The sequence below is a fragment of the Pedobacter sp. Leaf41 genome, from assembly GCF_001422545.1.
Lineage (GTDB): Bacteria > Bacteroidota > Bacteroidia > Sphingobacteriales > Sphingobacteriaceae > Pedobacter.
Genome location: NZ_LMLE01000008.1, coordinates 41,115 through 59,138 on the forward strand (window position 1 = coordinate 41,115; position 18,024 = coordinate 59,138).

At 40.3% G+C, this 18,024-nt stretch carries 16 protein-coding genes; 8 read left to right on the top strand and 8 right to left on the bottom strand.

From position 1 onward, the window contains the following. Window positions 1-15: 15 nt before the first annotated feature. Window positions 16-3,216 carry a SusC/RagA family TonB-linked outer membrane protein gene (locus ASE92_RS12505; protein ID WP_162237760.1) on the top strand — a complete coding sequence of 1,067 codons (3,201 nt, stop codon included), beginning with the start codon at window positions 16-18 and terminating at the stop codon, window positions 3,214-3,216. Window positions 3,217-3,227: 11 nt separating this feature from the next. After that, window positions 3,228-4,595, top strand: a complete 1,368-nt coding sequence (locus ASE92_RS12510; protein ID WP_056850458.1) for a RagB/SusD family nutrient uptake outer membrane protein — start codon at window positions 3,228-3,230, stop codon at window positions 4,593-4,595. Window positions 4,596-4,650: 55 nt separating this feature from the next. Here the strand turns inward: ASE92_RS12510 and ASE92_RS12515 are convergent, their stop codons facing one another. The 4 genes from ASE92_RS12515 to ASE92_RS12530 all read right to left on the bottom strand — a co-directional run bounded on the left by ASE92_RS12515 (window position 4,651) and on the right by ASE92_RS12530 (window position 6,830). Continuing rightward, entirely contained in the window at window positions 4,651-5,034 is a 384-nt protein-coding gene (locus ASE92_RS12515; RefSeq protein ID WP_056850459.1) for a hypothetical protein, read from the bottom strand. 85 nt (window positions 5,035-5,119) lie between these two features. Beyond that, complete coding sequence (locus ASE92_RS12520; RefSeq protein ID WP_157255736.1) at window positions 5,120-5,566, bottom strand: MauE/DoxX family redox-associated membrane protein; 447 nt, start codon at window positions 5,564-5,566, stop codon at window positions 5,120-5,122. Between the two features lie 181 nt (window positions 5,567-5,747). After that, window positions 5,748-6,323 (bottom strand): Crp/Fnr family transcriptional regulator, encoded by a 576-nt coding sequence (locus ASE92_RS12525; RefSeq protein WP_056850461.1) that lies wholly within the window; start codon window positions 6,321-6,323, stop codon window positions 5,748-5,750. 120 nt (window positions 6,324-6,443) lie between these two features. Next, window positions 6,444-6,830 carry a hypothetical protein gene (locus ASE92_RS12530; protein ID WP_056850462.1) on the bottom strand — a complete coding sequence of 129 codons (387 nt, stop codon included), beginning with the start codon at window positions 6,828-6,830 and terminating at the stop codon, window positions 6,444-6,446. A 285-nt stretch (window positions 6,831-7,115) separates the two neighbouring features. Here ASE92_RS12530 and ASE92_RS12535 point away from each other — a divergent pair, with 285 nt between their 5' ends. The 6 genes from ASE92_RS12535 (at window position 7,116) to ASE92_RS12565 (ending at window position 13,558) form a co-directional block, all read left to right on the top strand. Next, complete coding sequence (locus ASE92_RS12535) at window positions 7,116-8,048, top strand: LytTR family transcriptional regulator DNA-binding domain-containing protein (protein ID WP_056850463.1); 933 nt, start codon at window positions 7,116-7,118, stop codon at window positions 8,046-8,048. A gap of 186 nt (window positions 8,049-8,234) precedes the next feature. Beyond that, window positions 8,235-8,513 (top strand): hypothetical protein, encoded by a 279-nt coding sequence (locus ASE92_RS12540; protein WP_056850464.1) that lies wholly within the window; start codon window positions 8,235-8,237, stop codon window positions 8,511-8,513. 2,872 nt (window positions 8,514-11,385) lie between these two features. Then, window positions 11,386-12,024, top strand: coding sequence for a DUF6266 family protein (locus ASE92_RS12550; RefSeq protein ID WP_056850466.1), 639 nt, complete (start codon window positions 11,386-11,388; stop codon window positions 12,022-12,024). A gap of 94 nt (window positions 12,025-12,118) precedes the next feature. After that, window positions 12,119-12,490, top strand: coding sequence for a hypothetical protein (locus ASE92_RS12555; RefSeq protein WP_157255737.1), 372 nt, complete (start codon window positions 12,119-12,121; stop codon window positions 12,488-12,490). After that, entirely contained in the window at window positions 12,409-13,080 is a 672-nt protein-coding gene (locus tag ASE92_RS12560; protein WP_235527360.1) for a peptidoglycan-binding protein, read from the top strand. The genes ASE92_RS12555 and ASE92_RS12560 overlap by 82 nt, the downstream gene beginning before the upstream one ends. Next, window positions 13,067-13,558, top strand: a complete 492-nt coding sequence (locus ASE92_RS12565) for a hypothetical protein (RefSeq protein WP_056850468.1) — start codon at window positions 13,067-13,069, stop codon at window positions 13,556-13,558. The genes ASE92_RS12560 and ASE92_RS12565 overlap by 14 nt, the downstream gene beginning before the upstream one ends. 390 nt (window positions 13,559-13,948) lie before the next feature. On the opposite strand, the gene ASE92_RS12570 is transcribed toward ASE92_RS12565, so the two are convergent. The 4 genes from ASE92_RS12570 to ASE92_RS12585 all read right to left on the bottom strand — a co-directional run bounded on the left by ASE92_RS12570 (window position 13,949) and on the right by ASE92_RS12585 (window position 17,861). Next, window positions 13,949-14,308, bottom strand: a complete 360-nt coding sequence (locus ASE92_RS12570; RefSeq protein WP_056850469.1) for a hypothetical protein — start codon at window positions 14,306-14,308, stop codon at window positions 13,949-13,951. Further along, window positions 14,305-14,730 (bottom strand): hypothetical protein, encoded by a 426-nt coding sequence (locus ASE92_RS12575; RefSeq protein WP_056850470.1) that lies wholly within the window; start codon window positions 14,728-14,730, stop codon window positions 14,305-14,307. Before ASE92_RS12575 ends, ASE92_RS12570 begins: the two co-directional genes overlap by 4 nt. Before the next feature lie 197 nt (window positions 14,731-14,927). Beyond that, on the bottom strand, window positions 14,928-15,533 hold the full coding sequence (locus tag ASE92_RS12580) for a hypothetical protein (RefSeq protein ID WP_056850471.1): 606 nt from the start codon (window positions 15,531-15,533) through the stop codon (window positions 14,928-14,930). 3 nt (window positions 15,534-15,536) lie between these two features. Next, on the bottom strand, window positions 15,537-17,861 hold the full coding sequence (locus tag ASE92_RS12585) for a class I SAM-dependent DNA methyltransferase (protein WP_056850472.1): 2,325 nt from the start codon (window positions 17,859-17,861) through the stop codon (window positions 15,537-15,539). Between the last annotated feature and the right edge of the window lie 163 nt (window positions 17,862-18,024).

Sequence of the window (18,024 nt, forward strand, 5' to 3'; positions counted from 1 at the left end):
TTTAACGCTAAAAAAATGAAGTGGAACTTCATGATTATCAGCACGGTGATCATCTTATCGATGCTGGCATTTTTTTCGGCCTACGCTCAAAACCCATCAAAAATTTCAGGTAAGGTAACAGATTTAGATGGCCGCCCGGTTGGGGCGAGTGTCAGGTTTAAAGGAGGAATGCTGCTTGCCGATGGCAAAAATGGCGAGTTTACAATCCCATCTGTCAAACCTGGCGATACCATACGCTTTACCGCGCTGGGATATACCGCCCTGACCAAAATTTACCGCCGTGAGGGCGATTTTCTCGCCATCAAAATGACAGAAGAAATTAAACAGCTGGAAGATGTAGTGGCGCAAACCGGTTATCAGACGGTAAAGCCTAACGAAATAAATGGCACTGTTTCGCTCATTAATGAGCAGGCACTTCAAACCCGTGTAGGCACGAATATCCTCGATCGGATTATCGGTCAAAGCAGCGGATTGATGCTGCAAACCGGCAAAAGCAATGGTAATCCTCAAAATACGACTAACCTGAGCATAAGAGGCCTGGGCACCATTAACGGCCCACTGGATCCCCTCATTGTATTGGATGGCTTCATTTATGAAGGCGACATTAACAATATCAATCCGAACGACGTAGAAAGTGTATCGATTTTGAAGGATGCTGCCGCTGCATCCATCTGGGGTGCCAGGGCAGGCAACGGAGTGATTGTGCTCACCAGCAAACGTGGGAAATTAAATCAGGCCATGCAGATCACTTTTGGAGCCAGTTATTTTTTACAGGCATTACCTAAGCTGAAAGAAATGAATCAGCTGGAAGCCCGTGATTACATCATGGTGGAGCGGCAATTATTTGATGCGGGTTATTTTAACGACCGGATCACCACCACGCCTTTTTATGCGCTTACGCCAGCGGTAGAAATTCTGCTGGCCATGCGGAGTGGCAAACTGAGCGGAGTGGGAGGCGCGAGTGAGCTGGAAGCCCTGAGCAAACAAGACACCCGCCAATCGTATCTGGATAACTTCTATACCCATCCACTCACCCAACAATACAATCTGAATCTGAAAGGTGGCGGTGAAAGGAACAGTTATTTATTCGGAATTGCTTACGATCGTGCTAAAGGAGAAACCTATACAACAAACGACAAACTGAACCTTCATTTTGCAAACGATTTTAAAATTGTTAAAAACCTCGATTTAAGCACCAACATGTATTACACCAATAGTACGGCAAATAGCGGCAGGCCTGCATACAACAGTTTAGCCGTTGGCGGTCGTTTTCCCGCCTATCTCGATTTTGCATCTGGCGATAAGCTGGCATACCAATATCGTTCGGCTTATACCGATACTTTGGCAAGAGGCAAACTATTGGATTGGGCTTACTATCCGCTTGATGATTACAAGCACGACGTTTATAGAAGAAAAACGCAGGAATTTTTTGCCAATGCAGGTTTACGCTATCAGATCATGAGCGGTTTAAATATACAGTTGAGCTACCAATACCAGAAACAAAATACAACATATACCCAAACCGCCGATGTACAGAGCTACGCTGCCCGTAATCTGGTAAATACCTTTAGCCAATATGATCAAAGTACAGGCTTGATCAAATACATTGTACCAAAGGGCGGCATCCTGAATATGGATCATACTGAAGTGTATTCTCATACAGGGCGGGCACAGTTGAATTATAATAAAATATTCGGCCTTCATACCATCAACGCCATTTTAGGTGCTGAAATGCGTTCGGCCAGCACCAGTGGAAATGCCAGCAGGCGTTTGGGTTATCAGGCTGATCCACTCTATTTTAGTGCAGTTGATGAATTGACCGCTTATTCCGAAATCTTAACAGGTAATTACAGTCAGCTGGCTGGAAACAATACTTTAACGCAAACCGATTACAGGTTTGTAAGCTTATATGCGAATATTGCCTACAGTTATAAAGGGCGTTATACCATAAGCAGCAGTGTTCGCCGTGATGGCTCTAATATATTTGGAGCCAATACCAACGATAAATGGAAGCCCTTATGGAGCGCAGGGCTAGGATGGAAACTGGCGGAAGAAAGTTTTTACAACCTGGATTGGCTACCGGTATTCACTTTAACCAGCACCTTCGGCTATAGTGGCAACGTAGATTTAAGCAGAAGCGCATCGGCAATTGCCGGATATGCCAGCAACACCGTAACTGGTTTTCCAATTACCAGGGTAAACACCATTGGCAACCCCAGTTTGCGATGGGAGCAATTATCGCAACTGAACCTGAAGGTAGATTTTGAGCTCAAAAGACAGCGCTTAACCGGGTCGTTTTCCTGGTACCTTAAAAAAGGATCTGATCTGTACGGCAATTCACCTTACGATTATACCAGCTGGGGCGGCAGAGATGATTTGGTAAGGAATATAGCCAACATGAAAGGTTATGGTTTCGATTTGGATTTACACAGCAAAAACATCCAAGCCGGTCGTTTCAACTGGAATACAGACTTATACCTCAGCTATAACCAAAGTGAAACAACCGAATATTACAGTCAATACGGTGGTAATATCGTCAATCTCCTATCAGGAGGCACATTTATCACCCCCGTGGCAGGTTATCCACTTTACTCGATTGCAGGCTACAGGTGGGGCGGACTAGATGCGCAGGGAAATCCACAGGGCTATCTGAAGGGGCAATTGAGTACTGATTACAATGCCATCGCTGAAGAAGCTGGGCAAACTGGTGCCAACCTGGAATATAAAGGCACTGCCAGCCCCACCTATTTTGGATCAGTGATCAATACTTTTGGGTGGAAAGGAATAAGCTTATCATTCAATATCAATTATAAACTGGGTTACCAGGTGCGTAAACCTGCCTTGTCGTACAGTCAGCTGATCAGCAATGGGATCGGAAACAGGGAGTTTGCCAGTAGGTGGCAAAAACCAGGGGATGAATCTGCTAGCAATGTACCTGCTTTCGTTTATCCCGTTAATGGTAACCGTGATGCTTTTTATGCAGGGGCAACTGCCAACATCATGTCTGGCGATCACATCCGGCTGGATTATATCCGTTTGGCTTATACTTTTAGTACAGCAACCTGGAAGTTTCCTTTTCGCAATCTCGAAGTATATACGGGACTGCAAAATGTTGGCATTTTATGGAAAGCCAATCATGATGATTACGATCCCGATTACACCAATGTTATTCCGCCAGGCCGTCAACTCACTTTCGGAATTAGGGGCTCATTTTAATCTAGAAAACGATGAAAAAGAAATATACGATAGCCATTATTGTTGGGCTATATACCACAATTGCCATACTTGGCTGTAAAAAATACCTGGAAATGAAATCCGATGCAAAGCTTGTGATCCCTAAAACACTCACCGATGCGCAGGGCTTACTGGATGACGCCACTTTAATGAACCTGAGAACCACGCCATCATTTGGCGAGGCTTCGAGCGATGACTTTTTTCTTCCGCCGGCCAGCTACAACGCTATTCTTAGCCGAGGGCAGGAAGCTTATACCTGGCAGCCTACCCCTTACCGATATCAAAATGATTGGAGCATGGGCTACCTTGCCGTTTACAATAGCAATTTAAGCCTGGAGCTATTGAACGATATCACACGTAATACGGCAAATGCTGCGGCATGGGATCAGGTTAAGGGGAGCGCTTTATTCTTCAGGGCCTATTATTTTCTGATGCTGAACAGCCAGTTTGGTTTAGCCTATGATCAGTCATCAGTTTCAGACTTAGGTATCCCGCTGCGCCTAAGCACCGACTTCAACAGTCCATCTGTAAGGGCAAGTGTGCTTGGGGGCTATCAACAGGTGATTGATGATGCCGGCAAAGCAATCGATTTATTACCCGACTATCCGCAACATGTTATGCGTCCATCAAAAGGGGCGGCAGCAGCCTTGCTTTCCAGATGTTATCTGTATATGCATCAGTATGATCTGGCTTTGAAATATGCTGGTGAAGCGCTTAAATTCAATAACAAGCTGATGAATTTTAATGGTGATAACGACCTTTTAGCATTGAGTAACGCTGTGCCTGTTAAAAAATTCAATAAAGAAACCATTTGGTATGCAGAATTATCAACCAGTTTTGGTGTAACCACTACTGCCAGAATAAGAATTGATTCAAATTTATATGCCAGTTATGGCACGAATGATTTGAGGAAAACGGCATTTTTTAAGGCCGCCGCTCCGTACCAGCAATTTAAAGGGAACTATACCGGAAGCGCAACGGTTTATTTCTCTGGGTTTGCAACTGACGAGCTTTATTTAAATAGCGCAGAGTGTAAGGCCTATCTTAATGATTTGCCTGGCGCAATGGCCGATTTAAACACTTTATTGAAAAGCAGGTGGAAAAACTCAGTAGCTTTTGTACCATTAACGGCAGTTAGCAGAATTGATGCTTTGGATAAAATCAGATTAGAGCGGAGAAAAGAGCTTTTAATGCGTGGCTTACGCTTCGGTGATCTGAAGCGATATAACAAGGAGGGTGCAAACATTATCCTGAAAAGATTAGTGAACGGCAAAACCTATACACTTTTGCCAAATGCAAGCTATTATGCATTACCGATCCCTACAGATATCATTGAGGCTTCGGGTATGCCACAAAACTAAAAAAAAGGGCAGATAAAAAATTATCTGCCCTTTGCCGTTTTATCAAAGTGATGTACTATTGAATACTACGGTTTTGAATTTCCATGCTGGCATCTGCACTTCCTGCCACATACGCATTAGCTGATGAAATGGCGCTCGCATTTAGATTGAGTGTAGATTTCAATGTAGGGGTAGCACCTGCATTTACATAGGTAGCATCCACTTTTATTAAACAGGCCTGTTCCTGCTCCTGATCACAATCTCCTGCTGTTGCATCATAAACCCATTTACTTTCATCTTCTACGTTAGCTTCGCTATGATTGGAATCGTTGAAACGAAAGGTGTACTGGATTCTCTTTGCATTGCTTTCTGTTTTAAAGGCAGATCCTGTAAAAACCAATGTTAATCCGAAAGCGGCGGCCAACAGGCCTTTGCTTAAATTTTTAATGTTTGTATTCATGTTTTAATACTGCTTGTTTGCATTTGAAAAAGCAGTGAAAAAGTTTAGTTTAAGGTTTGGGCTTTCGCCCCGTTTATAAAATAATTTATGCTGTAACGGCTAACCTCCTTCCTTTTTTGCTCATGGTGTAAAGACAAAAACTATTGATGGCGATTAAAACCAGATTGAATTTTAAATGATTTTTCCAGCTCATTTTGGAAATGAAGCCCCCGCAGCTGCAAGGTCTTTCGGGGAAAGCCCCATTAAGAATCAGCAAAATATAAATGGTAAACGCTATCAAAAGCATTAAGGAGAGAATCAGGCCACTTAGCTTTTTCCCTATAATTAAAAGGATTGCGGCTATGGCCTCGGTAATCAATAATCCGTAAGTTAATATACCCTGGAAAAAGATGGGAAAAGGCTGATCAGCCATTTGATTCTGGTAATGATTAAAATCGATGATTTTGATAAAAAAGGCATAAGTCCACAAAGTAATGAGCAGCATCAACCCTGCTGTATTTAAAAGATTACCGATGATCAATCTGCTTTTCATATCCTTCATTTTGAATAGAATAAAGCTAGCTGGATAAGGAGGAGTAAAAAAGGTTAGAATTGCACCGAATGCAAGCTTAATTTGCAGCGCTTGTAATCAATTCGGCTTTGGGCGGTTGAGTTAATTCATCTGATAGATGATTTACAATGGGGGATATTGGCTTCAGCTGTATGCGCAGGCTTTAGCCGTATCGCAAATGTTTGATGGTGCTGATGCTCATGCCCAGAAAGGAAGCAATATCTTTCAAACTGGCATGGAGTAACAGAGAGGAATGATATTTCATTAGGAAAGCGTAGCGGGCGGCACTTTCAGCATGTTGGATCAAATCAAGATGTTCGCTCAGTTTTTGATTGATGCGCTCCAGATAGCCCTGGCTGATATAATAATATTCCGGAAAAAGGTGATTGAGGTGCTTGAGATGAATATACGATAGGGCAATTACCGTACTTTGCTGATCGAGTGAGATAGTGGTTCTGGCTGGGGTTTGGCTAAAAAGGCCATCCAGTGGCAAAATCAACTCACTCTGCCAGTACCACAAGGTCAAATCTTCTGCGGTATGCTCATCTACACGGTGCACCCTTGCCGAACCTGATGGCAGATACCAAATGTGTTTTGGGATTTTACCGGTCTCCAATAGCTTGTAGTTTTTGGGCAATACTTTTTCGGTAACACTTTCTTCGAGGTATTCGGTCAACCCTTCAGATAAAGGATGGTATTGACTGAGGTGCTGCGTAAATTTTTCGAACAGATTTATCATCTTTGGGATTCATTAGTTCCAAACTGTACAGGGGATGTGACCTAACACATAGGGCTGTGTTCCACATTCCGCAATCAAGTATCGATCAATGCATTGCGGATTTCATGCTTTGCTTTTTTTTTACTGATATTCAATGGTAAAACTAAGGGCTTGTTCTTCATTAAAGCCTTCTTTTTCTGAATATTTACCTTTGGTATCTTGGTGCACCACCACCACTTTATCTTGGGTTTCGGAACGGGCACCCGCTGTGGTTGCTTTGATGAGTACAATCGGCAGCCGGTTTTGAATAAAGTAACCGCTTTTTACTGCCGCCATAGCGATAAATTCGTTGCTCAAGGCATCGAGGAAAATGATCTGGCTCTCGGCCAGGTTAAAATTACTCTTTAGCCAGCCCCTAAAATCGGCGCTCACTGCTGCTGCCTCCTGCCGGAGTTGAGGATCGGGCAATTGGTAAAGTTGCCTCAAGAGTTCGGATAATCCTTCAGGACTAAATTCATGTTTATCCATAATGTTATATTTTATCTTGCACACCATTGTGCTAACCAAATTTATTAAACACTTCCGCTCTTGAATAGGCCCAAACGGTATCCATAGTGCATATTGCCCATTTTTTGTCGAATAATGTCTCATTTCTTTTTAAAACTGCCCTAAATTGCGGTGATGCCGTTCAGTTTAATTCTTGAAAATTAGTACAGGAATGCAAATCCCCTATCCATTTCAACGCTTGTTTTAAATGGAAATATTTTTTTTTATATCTTCTGCTTCCAAACAAGCCAAACCCAATTTCAACGCATGCTCATTCAATCGAAATATCCGCTATATTTTTCCCTTACCACCCGATTATGGCTTTCTGTTTTTGTGGCAATCTATATTGTAACGGAGTGTCACCAGGCTCCAATTTGGAAATCTCTTTCTGATCCGAATGTCTGGATTACTATTATCTGTTCAATTGGTATTGCTTTGATCTTAATCTGTATCATTCATTGGATTACGCAACTACTGGACAGGACTTACAACTGGAAACTGGAGTATAGAAAACGTTTATTATATCAACTGATCCTTTGCATACTCGTTCCCATTGCTTTAGACATCTTTCTCGTCAAAGGCTTTTTTTGGCTTTTTAAACTTGATTATGTTCAGAGCCGCTATGAAACCTCAGAACTTCCCTTAGCAAAACTGTTAATTTACGTACTCAATGGATGGTACTATCAGCTGTATCTCCAACACCAACAAGCAGCAGACCAGATCGAAGCCGAGCGCTTAAAAAAAATAGCAGCACAAGAAAAAGAATTAGAGGCAGTAGAGGAAGCTGAGAATTTAAAGCGTGAAGCAGCCGAACTTGAGGCTAGCAGTGCGTCTTTATACCATCCAAACTTAGTTTTTCAGGGAACAATGGGTGTTCATAACAGGTTGTTCCAGGTCAGGGACTTGAGCTGTTTTGAGCGCCGGGGCAGGATTAGTCTGGCATTGCTCAAGGATAATAGCACCTGGATGATAGACGCTAATACCGAAACACTCGAAAAAATGTTAAATCCTGCACGTTTTTTCAGGATTAATCATAAATCAATTATAGGCTTTGACACCATAAGGAACTATAAAAATAATGGCAAAACAGGCAATGTGCTTTTCAAAGAAGAGATTGACTTCCAGGGGTCGACGTTGATTAGCAGAGACCGATACCAGAACTTTAAAGATTCATTTAAAGCTTACGTGGAAAATCAGTAAAAAGAGGAATGGCAAGATGTTCAAAAGATCACCTTTGTGCATAATTATTTAAAAATACTATTCATTTTAACCCATCTGTTTTTGTAAATTTAGTTATCGATCAATGCAACATAATAGTTAATCATCAAGTTAGCTTCAACCGAATCAGCTTTCGGATGGGTGCTACCAGAACTAAAGATTTGCATCATGAAAAAGATCGATACCCTGATTAAAATTCTCTACAACATTTATCTTTTGTTAAAAGATCATCCAAATTTACTTGCTGCGCTACCGCTACAGTATGATGATAGCCAGCAAATGACCCGCCAGGAGGTAAAAGATTACCTAAAAATTAGCGAAAGTACCTACAAACGCAAGGTAAAAGACGGCACATTAAGGCCGATCAAAATGCCTGGAGGTGATCGTTTTTACAAACACGAATTACTGGCGGCTTTTAATGAGAGTCATCGCCGTGGCCGTACCTGATTGTTTACCCTTTATTGCAGATTTCCTTAGGCTTTGTTAACCCATTGTTAACCCTTTCTATACCCTTTGTTAACCCATTCTGTACCTATTGTTAACCCATTGCTTACCCAAACAGTAAACATGGGGTAAACAAAGGGTAATAAAACAGTAGCGTTATTGCCTGTTAGGGGAACTGCAACAGACAGCATAATTTCAAAAATCAAGCAAAAAAAGGAGATAATACATTGTTTTAAGATTCTCGCGATGTGACACTGATAGTTGATTGTGGGTGATTATCGGAAGAGGTTGCCGAAAAATGTACTACGCATCGCTATAAGCGCCATGGCTCCCACTCCTTCGGGAGAGGGATAAAAACTACTGAAAAAAGGTAAGAGGCCGCCGCCGATGACGCGAAAGGAATGATTGAAAAGAGATCCTTTAACAGGCTTAGGATGACACGGACAAGATTCAGCTTAAAAGATCTCTCCGCTGCACTCGAGATGACCACCCCTAAAACAGGCGCTCGCTATAGCCGCCCTGCTCTCCGGCCTAGCAGATGATGGAAGGATAGCCCGTTGAAACTTTTGCACTAACGTTCAATTAGCAGGAACAAGGCAACGTGTTCTGTTCCGACCCTTCGTCGGAATACTTGCGTTGCCGCAATGGAAGTTTCTACGAGGATAGCCAACATCAGATGCAAGCCTTGAGGTATTAATAATTTGTTATTGTTTTTTAAAGGCATTAATGAGCTCGCTGAAGGGCTCGGTTTTGCTACTTTTCTATCAAGAGAAAAGTAGGAGGCCGCCGCCGATGAGGCGAAAGAAAAATTCAAGGTTTTGATTATTTATTTTACGCTTTAAGATCCCTGCCTACGCGAGGATGACGGATTTGTTGAGGGTGTTTAGGATTCTAAGGCTATCAAACGGGAAATTAGGCTTCATTTGTCCTGGCCGGACAGGCTTTTTGCTTTTTGATGTCAAAAAGCAACAAAAAACACCGACTTAAAATTATTCATTGATATTTATCTTTTTATTGGTATTCATGAGGGCTACGCCGTTTTTGTATTCAAGTTTCTGCTTAGGCCTTTACCGTGCATCCCGGATATCAGGTTAGACTTCATTTGTCCTGGCCGGACAGGCTTTTTGCTTTTTGATGTCAAAAAGCAACAAAAAACACCGGCTTAAAATTATTCATTGATATTTATYTTTTTATTGGTATTCATGAGGGCTACGCCGTTTTTGTATTCAAGTTTCTGCTTAGGCCTTTACCGTGCATCCCCAAGAATTTGTCAAGCCGGATTGAAGGTTAACGGAGATGTTCTGCGTTGGCCTTATTAGGTGGAAAAACAAAGTCGAAATTGCAGGCGGTTGTGTATTTCTGAATCAAAAATATAGAAGATAAAATTCTAGTTCTTCAAGCTTTAAGCGACGGCGAGTTTAAGTTATCCTAAGGTTTATACGCAATTAGGTACAAAGATTGCTCGCTGCGCTCGAAATGACGATGCCCAAAAATAGGTGCTCGCTATAGCCGCCCTGCTATCCGGCCTAGGAGATGATGGAAGGGGAAAACGTTAAAGCTTATGTAGCAACTTTCAAAAACCACAAACCAAGGCATCGCGTATTCTGCGATTCTTCATCGCAGCTTGTGATGCCGCAATAAGAGCTTTGACGAATTTATCCGACATCAGCTCCAAGCCTTGATTTTTGGTTACCTTTTTATCAAGAAAAAGGTAAAAGGCCGCCGCCGATGAGGCGAAAGAGATCCTTCGACTACGCTCAGGATGACAGGATGCGAGATTAATACCTAGCTTAAAAGATCTCTCCGCTGCACTCGAGATGACCACCCCTAAAACAGGCGCTCGCTATAGCCGCCCNTCAGGATGACAGGATGCGAGATTAATACCTAGCTTAAAAGATCTCTCCGCTGCACTCGAGATGACCACCCCTAAAACAGGCGCTCGCTATAGCCGCCCTGCTCTCCGGCATAGGAGCTGATGGAAGGGGAAAACGTTAAAGCTTATGTAGCAACTTTCAAAAACCACAAACCAAGGCATCGCGTATTCTGCGATTCTTCATCGCAGCTTGTGATGCCNATGGAAGGGGAAAACGTTAAAGCTTATGTAGCAACTTTCAAAAACCACAAACCAAGGCATCGCGTATTCTGCGATTCTTCATCGCAGCTTGTGATGCCGCAGTAAGAGCTTTGACGAATTTACCCGACATCAGATGCAAGCCTTGATTTTTGGTTACCTTTTTATCAAGAAAAAGGTAAAAGGCCGCCGCCGATGAGGCGAAAGGAATGATTGAAAAGAGATCCTTCGACTACGCTCAGGATGACANATTTTTGGTTACCTTTTTATCAAGAAAAAGGTAAAAGGCCGCCGCCGATGAGGCGAAAGGAATGATTGAAAAGAGATCCTTCGACTACGCTCAGGATGACAACGGATGAGATTCAGCTTAAAAGATCTCTCCACAACGGTCGTGATGACGGATTGGTTGGATGGGATTGGCTGGAGGGATTTGCTGAACGTAAACATCGTATAAACGAGAAGATTGCCGCAAGCGTGAAATACTCCTTCGCCCTCCTACCGCAGGCAATGATATAAGGTATTGTGGAATGAGGTTTGGAATGGGTATCCAGTCTGGCAAATGATGAAGGAAAAAAAATACATGTTTTAGATGCCTATAGGGTTCAAAACCTAAACGATTTCGATCCGTAAAAGAGAATTGCATCGTCTATGGTTCACTTCAGCCCATAATAGATCATCTCGTCCCAATACAGCCTATAATGCATCTCAGCCTAATAATGTGAACTATGTTTGGTCATGGATTTCAAAATATACCGGTATTCAACATCCATTTAAACAATGATCACAATTTAAAATTTAGAAATTATGGGAGCGTATTCAAAAGGTGCCAATGGCACATTCTCCGGAAAAGTTGGTAGCGTTGTTGGCACCAGCTGGCGCAGTATTGATTATTTAAGAAGTTTGCCTAAGAAAAGCAAAAAGGAGCCCACAGCCGACCAGTTGGCACAAAGGGCAAAATTTGCACTGGCACCGCTTTACCTCAGGCCAATAAAAGACATTCTCAACATTGGCTTTGGCGATAAAAACCTCAACAAGCTTACGGGTTATAATGCTGCGGTGAGACTGTTCTTAAATGACGTAGTTACAGGGGATTATCCTGCCTTCAGCATCGATTTTTCCAAAATGGTATTGAGCAAGGGATCTCTATCTGTATTTCATGGCCTGGGTGCCAATTTACAGGGAGAAGATATTGTACTTACCTGGAAGAGCATCCTGAACAGGTATAATGCTTTTACAGATGATACCCTTATGGTGGTCTTGTTCAACGAGACCAAAATGATGTATCAGATTTATGAGGAAATAACGCGGGCCGACCTCACTTACACCATTGAGATCGGAAACGATTTCTCGGGAGATGTTTATGATGCGTGGGCATTTTCCATGAAGCGTGAAGGAGACATCGTTGGCAACAGCCAGTATCTCGGATCCTTTACCATGCCTTAATTATTAACCGGAAAGCCGTTTGACGGTGGTGTATTATGCTGGTAAAACCAGAGCAGGTATGCTGCATCAAATGGCTTTCCTAATCAAAAAAATCATGAAAACATTAATCTTAAAATTTGCTACGGCAAAATTCCAAAAAGTACTCGAACCGATCATGCTGATAACCATCATGGTATTAGGCTGGCAAACATTCACCAAAATATTAACGAAGCTCGATGTTACTGTTGCACTGCTGGATGCAGGTATTTGGCAGTTACTCCTATTAGCGGTATTGATATTTATAGGCTGGTTAATTATTGCCTGGCATTTAACCCATCATTTTTGGCAGCGGCTGGGTCTTGTTGAATTATCAAATATGGTTTCACAGTTTAAAAATTTAGCGTTATGGCAACAATTAGGATTTTACTGGGCATCATTTGCCTTGCTGCTTTTGGCTGGAGTGGGCTGCCTGGCAGCGGTTTTGTAGGCTGGGCTGAGTTTGGAGCCGGAAATATGGAGCCGGCAGTTGCTAACAAGAAGTGGCCAGCCTTTAGTGTGGCTTACATAAAAGCAAAGCCTCGGCATCTTATTTCCAAAAAGGCAGCCTCTTGTGCGGTTAAAAATGCCATTATCGCCATAGCACAATCTCAGATCGGTGTGCGGGAGGCTACAGGCAAAAACGACGGTTTAAACGTAGCGCAATACCTTGCCTATACCAGAGAGCAGAAGGGAGCGCCCTGGTGTGCCGCCTTTGTAAGCTGGGTATTTGGAAGGGCAGGTTTCGGTCAGCCTAAAACCGCCTGGAGCCCTTCGCTGTTTCCGCTTCAGAAACGAACGACTGACATTCAACCTGCAACTGTATTTGGCATTTATTTTCCTGCTTTAAAAAGGATCGCCCATTGTGGTTTTGTAGAGCGCCTGGATGGGCACTGGATCATCACCATTGAAGGCAATACAAACGTTGCCGGAAATCGAGAAGGTGACGGGGTGTATCGGAAACGAAGATTGGTAAATTCCATCCGGTACTTTGCCGATTGGACCCAAGGGAAGGAGGAAGCAAAGCATGAGAAATTTTAGTCTGCTGTTGATGATCATCAGCCTCACCAGTGCTTGTGGGAGTATTAAAGATAAACAGCTTCTGAAAGCAAGTACCTCCGAAGCGGAAGCCATTGAAATGAATTCGAATTTATCGATCGGCACCACTACCAATGAAGTAATTACCGACAGTTCCCGGCAGGATTACCTGGTAGAGATTTCACCGCTTGGTGTTTTTACTTATGATGCCTTTAACGGATACAAAGGCATGGCCAGCCAATTGGTGTGGAAAGGAAAGTTACAGCAACAAACCCAGATGAAGCGCAAGGAGAATCAACTTATTGGCGTTAATCACCGGCAAACACAGGCCACAAAAATAAAAAAGACTCAATTGGACGAACATCTCAAAAAATCAGGTTGGAGTTCAGCCATTTGGCTTTGGCTTGCGGTAGCCGGTGGGATATTCCTGGCTTGGGTAATCTTGGTTTCCAGGTTGCGAAAGAAGTTAGCGATGATTTAAATTAAACGGCGCACAATAAACAGCGTACCTGATCGTATTATATACGAGAGCGTTAATTTAGATTAAACGGGAATTGTCCAAACTGGATGATTCCCGTTTTCTTTTCAGGGCACTCATAAAAAAAGCCTTAAAGGTGGTCTCTAAGGCCTAAGGGCTAATATAAAAAGTGGTCCCGACGAGACTTATAAATACCACTTTAAAAGTCAATGAACGGTGATTTTATCTATTTCGTGGTACTTTTGGTGGTCCCTTTCTGCTATTTGATTTTTTTTAATTAAACAAAATTAATTTATGCCCTGTAAGTTCCTATCCTAGTCGTTTTTCATATTTCTCCACCCCCAAACAAAATTAGCAACAGAATAACGAAGCTTAATTTATTAGAAATAAAATTTAAGGAGTTGGTTTTTTCTCAATTTGCCATGTATTTGCCTCAATAATGAACGCAAAATTACTAGCTGTTAGTAGTGCAGTGTCTAAATTTCTGTAATAGAAATGAGACTTACTATTATCTTTATTTTCTTTGAAAGAAGATGTTCCTTTCTTTGTGTATAATATTACTAAGTCGCCTCTACTCACAACTTTATCAGGAAACCAATAAGGTTCTTTTAAGGATGTATAAATTACACTTTCTCCATTTTTTCTAGTGATAAAAACAAGATATTTACCAATATCGCAATCTTCTTTTGCTAATAATACCACTCTTTCCTCTTTGGTGCCCCTATCACTTACATTTCTAATTTCTAATTTCATTTCTTAAAAGATATTTTAAAGGCAACCCCCCCAAGTATTAGTAGAATACCAATACCCATCATGAAAAATGCTAGGTTTCCTTTAGTTTCTAAGTACATTTTACCCATTCCTAAGATTACCCCACCAGAAGCCGTCGAGAAAGAGTACAAAATTTCTGCTCTTTTTGTTTTGGTTAACTTTTCCTCCAAAACCCTTTTTTCAGTTGTTTCTGTATAATACATATCACGAAATGGTTCCAGTAATTCAATTGTTCTTTCAGCTTTTGATAAATCGTTTAGGATTAGCTTTTGCGTACCTGTTTGAGCAAGCTCATCTACCGTCAACCCACGTGAAAGGTTTTCGTAAGCATTTGCTCTTTTGACAGGCTTCTCCACGTCGTTTAGATGTAAATTGCCTTCAGCTTTATCCTTATTTTCTTCCATTAAATATTTATTAAGAGTGCATTGTTAAAAACAAATATATCGAAGATTATAAATTGTTAATACAATTAAGAAGTTTTGGTATTCAAAATTGAAATCTATGACTTTCCTCCATGACTCGGCCGCATTAAACTTCGCCTAATATCTCTCTTTTTCTCCAGCATCTCAGATCAAACAAACCAGTTAAATTTGAAATACGATCATGAAACATATAACAATTGCTGTTTCATGTGAGAAAATAATCCTATAAACCACTTAATTATTTGGTTTTCGTCATTTAAGTTATGTACATGAGTTTGGTTATTAATCCAGTTACCGCTCATTGCAAAATGCATTTTAGTTAAATCAATAATTTTAGACTTTTCTTCAGCTAATAAGCCTATAAAAGTATCAGAATTCTTATCCATATTTGCCAGTTCCATAAACGTCTTTTCAATAACTTGATTAGACGTTATATGCCAATGAGGCTGAGGATGACTTTCGTCGATCTTATTATAATCGTCCCATTCAGCCCGAAATAATTGATGCTTAAATGCGTCGTCTGCTAAACCCTGAAATATTGACAGTGAAATAAATGTATTTTTATCCTCAAACCGAATGTCTACATATATCCAAAAATCCGAAAACCACTTTAGTACATTTACTTCATATGAGGAGTTGTTGTAATTATTTATAGCTTTCGACATAATATCACCCTCAACACTAAATCGATTTGCTCTGCTTGGCTTTAAGAAGAAGATGGATTCCGTAAAAAAAACTTTACATGCGGTATTAATCCCATCGATTATCTTTTTTTGATCGAGCATAATCTAGTCAGGATAGAAATATTTAAAAAGAACCTCATTTATGAGTAGCTTCATATATTGATTTCCCTCAGATAACCCTAATCCAATTTGTACAAGACCGTCATATCCAAGCGAATTTCTTACGTCACTATTCTTCACATCAGGAAGCGGTATATCTTTTGTGTATTTCCTACCTAAGTCCCATCCTGACAGAAGTTGTTTCGAATAGATTGACAGCAAACTATCAAATAATGGACTTGAAAATATAGCTAAGTAAAAGTAGTAATCAGAATTCGTGAAAGCTTTTTTCGGAAGCCAAGCATTACCTCTTTCAACCGCAAACCTACCTGTTTTATCAAATGCGAATGAATCAGATTTTCCAAATTCAGAAGAAATCAAACGAGATTTGTTCTCTCTTAACCATGCTCTTGGCTCACTTAGAAGCCACCAACTATTTTCACTTTTCCTTGCACGGTCGGCTAACATATCTTTCAAAGGGAACAACTTAAGAAAGAAAGTTGGCGCTTCTTTCTCAAATTCCTCTTCGGTCTTAATCAACGTCCCTTTTTCATTGTAAGGATACCATACGTAATTAATGATCTTAACACTACCATTTCTTATTGATTCATTATCTGCACTAGGTCGAAAATATATTTTTTCCTTTTCTGGCAAATTTTCAAACTCGGAACTACTTATAATAAAAACTTTATTCTTACCGGTCCTAATTCCTTGTTGAACACCAAAAACATCTTCAACCCTTACTAATCTTTTCTCAAGAACATACCGTTCAATATTTTTAAACAGCTTATTCTCATCGAGTGAAATTGGTTTCCAACTGCCTTGAATTATAGGAAAGTCAATTGGTTGAAAAATACTGTAATTTCTTTCGTCTATAGTCAGTGCATTAGAATAGTACATCTTTCTCAAATCTCTGAGGGCTTCTTGGGCAACTCCTTTTTCATTCCTTGCCCAGAGAACTGTTGTAAGTATATTCACTTTAGGTCTATGACCAATTAATAAGCTAACATCAGTTAAGGCATCCTCAAAAACAAAATTTCCAAGTTTACCTATCAGACTTATCGAAATTAAATCAAATGCCTCCATTCTAAGTTTTTTGTAGGCATCTAACGACAATAATGAAGAGGGAACAACACAACCAATAATCCCACCATCATTTAAATTTTGAATACATTTATAAAAAAATGCACTGGCTTGATTTGGTTTACCAACAAAGACATTATCTAAAGTGTTTTTTACTACATCTTTTGATTGTTTATCCAAAAGTTCCCAAGAGACAAATGGAGGATTCATTAGAATTAAATCAAAATCGTTATCCCATATTTCTGATAATGAGTCATTGACTAATTTAACTTGAAAATCTAGTTTATCATTCCACACCGTTCTCTGCTCATACTTAAGCAAAAAGTTTGATGTGTTAATAGCTGTTTCTGAAGAATCCCATCCAACTAACCTAATTTCTCCCGCATAATTTAACTCTTTAAGTTGTTTTAATACTTCGATAAGAAATTCGCATGATCCACATGCTGGGTCAAAAATTTTTATACTTGATAAATTAAGGTCGACTTTTCGTAATGCATTCTCGACTATGGTTCTTGCCAAATACGGTGGTGTGTAATGAATACTTGAGTAAAGATTTACTTTCGTCTCGAGTAAGCTAGAGACTCCTCCGAAAAGATCTCTCTGAGGATTGAAAAATAGCACCTCTTTTTGGGCTTCTTGGAATAGTATACCTGCAGAGTGTCGCAGAATTAATTCAAGTTCAGGCTTAATAGAATCAATCCCGTTTCTCATTTTATCACTAAAGAAGTTGAAATTATCTGGAATATTAATTTGTTGAAGATTCCATTTTTCAGTATCAAGCTTCGTGGAATCTTCTTCTATGCTTGTCAACAAAACGAAAAGTAGGTTAAGTGCTTCAACAGGATTGGTCCTTTCTTGCGTTAAATTTCGTAATTGCCGAAATATGTCAATTATAAATGGTACGACATCTTTTTCAGATTTGTAGCTTTTGGAAAGTAAATATGTATAGAATTTATCAAAGTTTTCTAAAACATTCTTTAAGGATATCTCTTCAGGAATGCTGTTTTGTTTAGACCAGTTGAATATTTTTAATTTATTATCATCTAATACAACAAAATTTTTGGTACTGCTCGACCAAGATTTCGAAAAATAATCTCCTAGTTCTTTTTCCTCATCTATAGTTTGAAGGCAGAAATCACCATATCCTCCATTTAGAAGAATATAAGTAGTCTCATCAGTTGGTTTAAGTTTAATAGGTAGAAGACCAAATTTCTTCTTCCATGTTAATATCTCAGATAGATTTATCATTTAGAACAAAAATGCATTTTTTTAAAGATTCTCAATACAAAAAACTCAAATATTATACAATGAGCTGTTTCAGTGGGTACGATACTTATATTGGAATTGCCAAAATTATATTTCGTCTAGATTTAGAAAATAAAACAAATAAAATAGACCTTAACATTTAGAC